This window comes from Methanospirillum hungatei, assembly GCF_020216685.1.
Lineage (GTDB): Archaea > Halobacteriota > Methanomicrobia > Methanomicrobiales > Methanospirillaceae > Methanospirillum > Methanospirillum hungatei_B.
In genome coordinates this window covers 1-5,872 of the sequence record NZ_JAIWNS010000246.1, presented here as the reverse complement: position 1 = coordinate 5,872, position 5,872 = coordinate 1, and the positions used below count along the sequence as shown (strand labels likewise).

The window sequence follows — 5,872 nt, the reverse complement described above, 5'->3', positions numbered from 1 at the left end:
CATGGGGCCCGCCGATAACAGTAATTGTATCAGCAGCTTGTATTTCAGGGATAAGAGAGGGCCCGGTGATCGAGTTCAGACTATAGAGTGTTACATCCTTTTCAGGACCGCACGAAAAATCAAGTGTGTATCCTGCCCGCTCACAGGCAGCATAGAGACACGCCATGCTGTTTCGCTGACTTGGAATCGTTCTCCAGCAGACCCGCATGATCAAAACACAGTAGCTTCAGTATACACCGTTACAGAATCCTGGTGGATTTCAAATGGTTTAACCTCTCGTGAGTGCTGTGACATACGCATCTTGACAACTTCAATCGCCAGATGCACGTCATTTACATCTCCACCACGAGCATATTTTAAAAGAATGACCGTGTCACTCAGATACTCAATCAGATTATATTTACTGGCAAATGTGTTGGTTTTGTCTGCTTCACTGATGAGAAGTGATGTGCAGTTCAGATCACGAAGACTCTCTAAAAACCGCATCATTTCCCGTCTTCGTGTTGCATCATCATGGAAGAGATCCTCAAAGAGGGAGACCGGATCGATAACCACCCGATGTGCACCTGTCTTTTTAATCAAGGTCGGAAGTTCGTTTTTCACACTATTTATCGCAAGATTGAAATCCGATGGATCAAGGTTTACAATGGTAAACGTGGAATCCAGATATTGAGAGACATCCCATCCCTTATTTTCCATATAGCCAAGAATTCTGGAGGTTCTTTCTTCAAGGGTGATATATAATGCACTCTGACCCTGTATCAGACCCTGCCAGATGTAATACTGTGCAAAATTGGTTTTTCCGGTACCATATGCTCCAATAATTGAGGAGACAGTCCCTTCAATGAGACCTCCGGAGAGCATCTCATCAAGCCCTTTAATACCAAACCCGAACCGGGGAATACTCATTAACGGTATTCTCATATAACCACCCTGATATTACTGACTTCAAATCCGCGTTCAGGAGTGATCTTTACGGCAAATTTCACAAGATCACGATCCTCAAGATGGATCATCACTCCCCTGAATTTCTCTATATATAAGACACGCTGACGCTTTGCACTCGATGACTCTTCCCATTTGAAATGAATGACTGCATCCATGGCATCAGCAACCTCAATCTCCTGGTACGGACTGAGAATGCCTTTCGTCAGAATCAGATAAAAGGAGGTATTCCATTTTTTGGCAACACGCTGCATTCCTCTGAGGTATGCAGAGAGGTCAGGCCATTTCCCTGCTGCAATATACTGGGTTGCAATCTCCGTTAATGAATCAAGTATTACCAGACTCTGATTGGGAACATCATCAAGAGTAAACGAAAGGGTGGTCAGAAGGTTGTCATGGATCTTCCGGCGCGCTGTCATTCGTTCAATAATATCGTCATATTCTGAATACCAGGTGATAGGAACAAGACTGGTATCGAAATAGATATCGGATAAATCTTCAAAATGAATCGTGTCAATGTGAGATAAGAAATCTTCATGAAATGATTGTGAAATTTCACGCAATATTGATTCTTTTCTCTTTGTTACGGTGATATAACAAATATCCTTAGGGATGAGCACCCTCTCATCAGTTGATTCCCGGTTCATCAGGTGAGAGAGGTGTATCATTGAACTATATGCAAACTCTATCTTTCCTGAACCGATATCCCCTTTCAACAGTACCACAGAGCCAGGAGGAATACCTCCATCAAAAACCGGATCAAGGGTTGATAATCCGGTTGGCATATGTTGTTCAAATTTTATCCCTGTCATTATTCGAAGATCCGGTTATCTGTATTTCATTCGCACTAACAAATTAAATCTTTGGAATGAGTGAAGAGATCACACAAGAGTGAAAAGAGATGAGACCTGCTCTTCTCCATGGCGGATCAAAATCCTGTCCCCTTCCCATCTATTGTATTATTTTTATGCTTTGATGTCATATGATATTTTAACTGGTGCCGGGGGGAACCATTACGGAGAGTAATAATTTCTGGTGGGTTGGAGATGGGGGAATCAGATACACAGAATAAAAATGAACAACGGGAAAAAAACCGTCGCTCTATAAAGATAAAAGTTCCGAGTATTGGTATCGGTAAAGGCAGCACGGCTCCCACCCAATCAGAAAAACCGAAAAAAGTCTTAAAGAAACCAGAAATAAAAGGACCTGGCATAAAAAAGGTCCCCCATATCGACCTGATAAAAAAGCAACCTCAAAAGGAGATAGAGCAACCTGCAGGAATAACCCGGATAAAACTACCATTATTAAAGCGTGAAGAAGAGATCGTTGCTGTTGAAAAAGATCTGGAAGAGACATTTAAAACCGTAAAAGAGAGTCCTGATAAGAGTTTTGATCGGAAACTCCTGAAAAAATTAAGTCTGACTCATAAAAAAGGGTTTGAGGAGTATGATTTTGATAAACACGGCAGCCTCCTTGATATAAAATTGCAGCATCCCTATGAGTCAAAGCATGAATACTGGGTGGAGCCAGGCCTTGCCAAGGTGGTTATTGCGCATAATGTTCGATCCAAGCTGAGGGAGTATCTTTTATTTGAACCCGAACTTACTCCCTTTGAATATGAACTTCTTGAACGAATCCATGAGGATCTCAGAGATGTACTTATCCTTACCGATGAAGAACTGGGAATTGAACGAAAGAAACTTCTTATCTCAAAAGTTGTCGATCTGATCGAATATTACGGGTTGAAAATAGAACAAAATTCACTGTTTAAAATTGAATATTATCTTCTTCGTAACTACCTGGGGTGGGGCCGTATTAATGCCCTTATGATCGATCCCCTGATTGAAGATATCTCTTGTGACGGGGATAATATACCGATCTTTCTGTTCCACAGAAAAGAGCAGAATATTAAGACCAACATCTCCTTTGATACCAATTCATTAATATCTCTCGCTATTACCCTGGCTCAGCGATCAGGAAAGCATATCTCATCCGCGAATCCGATCATCGATGCGACGATGCCGGACGGTTCACGTCTGCAGCTTACCTTCGGGACCGAAGTAACATCCCGTGGGACATCATTTACGATACGCAAATTCCGTGAAACACCCTTCACCCCGGTTGACCTCATGGATCTTCATACGTTCAATATTGATATGCTGGTCTACTTCTGGCTTTCAATTGAGAACAACATGAGTCTGGTATTTATTGGCGGAACCGCCTCTGGGAAAACGACATCCCTCAATGCAGTATCTCTTTTTATACCCCCGCTTGCCAAGGTTATCTCCATTGAAGATACCAGAGAAGTAACTCTGTTTCATGATAACTGGATTGCGAGTGTGACCAGGGAGATTGTTGCCGAAGGTGGAGGAGCCCATGTTGACATGTTCATGCTCCTGAAGGCTGCAATGCGTCAGCGGCCTGAGTATATCCTGGTCGGTGAAGTCAGAGGTCATGAAGCCCAGACATTATTCCAGGCGATGAACACCGGACATACCACTTTTTCTACTATGCATGCAGGAAGTGTTGATGCTGCAATACATCGTCTGGAAAACGAACCTCTGAATGTGCCACGAAACATGCTTCAGGCACTGAATATCATGAGCATTCAGAAACAGATCCAGATCGGTCCTGACCGGGTTCGCCGGTGTGATGAGATCGTGGAGATTGCCGGTATTGATCCCGCCACCGGAAATATCATGGTCAATACCGTATTTGAGTACGATCCGGTAGCTGACGACTTTACCTATACCGGCAGATCACAGGTTCTGGGCGATATTGCAGCATTTCATGGATGGGGGCCTGATAAACTTATTGAAGAGATGGACCGAAGAAAACTGGTCCTGCAAGCGGTAAAAGATCAAAATATCAGGGATTATGTCAGTTTTACGAAGGTTATCCAGGCGTACTACATTGATAAACAAAATGTGATAGAACATCTCGATGATCTTGCATCGCTGGTAGCATGATTCCTGCATGGGTTGTAAACCGGCTGGTATACAAAAATCCGGAAAAATATCATGATTTACATATCGATTTAGTTGGTATCAGATCCGGTCTTACTCTTGAACAGTTTTTAAACCGGGCTATCCTCGCAGGGATAGGAACCGGTATTTTTTTGGGACTTCTTGGTTTTATTACGGGCTTTGCATTATTTTCTCTGGATCTTGGATTAAAGCCTGAATTATATAATGTCCTGAATATATCATATGATCCTGATACCGGAGACCTCCCAATCATTATTATCGTTCAGATTCTGCTTGGGATCATCCTGTTCCTCATTGGTAGTTTCATCGGCTACTGGGTATACACCGTGTTACCTTCCCTGACAAAAAAATCACGGGAGACTAAAATTACTATCGGCCTTCCCAATGCCGTCTCGTACATGTATGCGATGAGAAAGGGAGGCGCAGAAATAATAACCATATTGCGCTCCCTCTCAGAAATGTCTGCCATATATGGGGAAGTATCTTTGGAGTTCAGACAGGCGGTCAGGGATGCTGATTTCTTCGGTTATGATATCATAAATGCCTTAAAGCACTTAAGTGAAACCACCCCGAGCAGAAAACTTAAGGATTTTTTACAGGATCTTATCTCTACGGTGGAGAGTGGAGGAAATCTTGCTCAGTTTCTTCAGGACCGGGTTTTTATCCTTCAGGAAGAAGCGAAGTTTGAACAGAAACAGTTTCTCCAGTTTCTGGGGCTCGTAGCCGAGATATATGTTACCATATTCATTGCCGGACCACTCTTTCTCATCGTAATTCTTGTGGTCATGGGAATGATGGGATCATCAGCCATCCTTGAATTATCACTTATCGGGTATGCCGTTCTTCCCATCGGAGCTGCGATCTTCATACTGATGATTGATACCATATCGATAAAAGATGAGAATGTTGTCAGATATGTGAGCGCGAAATGGCTGAATCAGTACTCTGATGTCAGGATTTCCGAGGGAGGAAATGAAGAACATCTCTTCACCGCCCTGGCACGGTTTGAAAAGATAAAGCCACTAAAAAGATGGCTGGCAAACCCGGTCCAGGGATTTGTTCAGCATCCGGAGCTATCATTTTATTTTAGTACCCCCGTCGCTCTGGCCTATGTTATCTATATTTTTTTAACCATTCCGGTCGGGACACTTGAGGACAACATCAATTATGTTGATGATCAACTGATGATTGCCCTTTTGATAACCCTCATTCCATTTGCCATTTTTTATACCCGGTGGAACCAAAAGATCCGATCTCTTGAATCGATGATTCCGGATTTTCTTGACCGGATGGCAGGGATTAATGAAGTAGGGATTACCCTTACTCAGTCAATTGCGGTTATTGCACGGGCAAATATGGGAGTTCTCGGGTATGAGATCAGCCGGATACACCGTGATATTGAGTGGGGAGCAAATTTTTCAGATGCACTGATCCGGTTTGAACACCGGGTGAGAACGGCATTGATTGCACGTACCGTCACCCTGATTACCCGGGCAGCAACCATGAGCAGCTCAATATCATCACTCCTTCGTATTGCAGCAAATGATGCACGTATGTCTGAAAACCTGAGGCGTGACCGTTTCTCAGAGATGTTTATCTATACCGCGATTGTGTATCTGTCATTCTTTGTTTTCATCTTTGTTATCGGGGTTATTACCACGCAGTTTCTCACAGTTCTTGCAGAACAGAGTAAGGAGGGGCTTGCCATGGCAGGGCCACTATCAAACCTAGGATCAACATCACTTATTACGATGGATCGTCTGCTCTATCACATATGTCTGATCCAGGGACTGTGCTCAGGACTGATGGCAGGACTGATGGGTGAATCCTCAATAAAGGCAGGCGTGAAACATAGTTGTATTCTTATCATCGGAGCACTTATAGCCTTTAATTTCATGTTCTAAAAAATATGATTTTTTTTATTGAGCCGCTGTGGATGA

At 43.1% G+C, this 5,872-nt stretch carries 4 protein-coding genes and 1 pseudogene; 2 read left to right on the top strand and 3 right to left on the bottom strand.

Annotated features, from left to right (window positions below):
- The 3 genes and pseudogenes from LDL35_RS14115 to LDL35_RS14105 all read right to left on the bottom strand — a co-directional run.
- Positions 1-208: pseudogene (locus tag LDL35_RS14115) on the bottom strand (TIGR04013 family B12-binding domain/radical SAM domain-containing protein); the annotation flags it as partial.
- A 2-nt stretch (positions 209-210) separates the two neighbouring features.
- Positions 211-924, bottom strand: a complete 714-nt coding sequence (locus tag LDL35_RS14110) for a KaiC domain-containing protein (protein WP_304023584.1) — start codon at positions 922-924, stop codon at positions 211-213.
- Positions 921-1,757 carry an RAD55 family ATPase gene (locus LDL35_RS14105; protein ID WP_304023582.1) on the bottom strand — a complete coding sequence of 279 codons (837 nt, stop codon included), beginning with the start codon at positions 1,755-1,757 and terminating at the stop codon, positions 921-923. Before LDL35_RS14105 ends, LDL35_RS14110 begins: the two co-directional genes overlap by 4 nt.
- 234 nt (positions 1,758-1,991) lie before the next feature.
- Between LDL35_RS14105 and LDL35_RS14100 the strand changes: the two genes are divergently transcribed.
- Together LDL35_RS14100 and LDL35_RS14095 are read left to right on the top strand one after the other, a co-directional pair.
- Positions 1,992-3,914, top strand: a complete 1,923-nt coding sequence (locus tag LDL35_RS14100; RefSeq protein ID WP_304023581.1) for a type II/IV secretion system ATPase subunit — start codon at positions 1,992-1,994, stop codon at positions 3,912-3,914.
- Positions 3,911-5,836, top strand: a complete 1,926-nt coding sequence (locus LDL35_RS14095; protein WP_304023579.1) for a type II secretion system F family protein — start codon at positions 3,911-3,913, stop codon at positions 5,834-5,836. The genes LDL35_RS14100 and LDL35_RS14095 overlap by 4 nt, the downstream gene beginning before the upstream one ends.
- Positions 5,837-5,872: the final 36 nt, after the last annotated feature.

Excerpts from the sequence above, each read along its gene's own strand:
- LDL35_RS14110 (WP_304023584.1), bottom strand. The coding sequence starts at position 924 with ATGAGAATACCGTTAATGAGTATTCCCCGGTTCGGGTTTGGTATTAAA.
- LDL35_RS14105 (WP_304023582.1), bottom strand. The coding sequence starts at position 1,757 with ATGACAGGGATAAAATTTGAACAACATATGCCAACCGGATTATCAACC.
- LDL35_RS14100 (WP_304023581.1), top strand. The coding sequence starts at position 1,992 with ATGGGGGAATCAGATACACAGAATAAAAATGAACAACGGGAAAAAAAC.
- LDL35_RS14095 (WP_304023579.1), top strand. The coding sequence starts at position 3,911 with ATGATTCCTGCATGGGTTGTAAACCGGCTGGTATACAAAAATCCGGAA.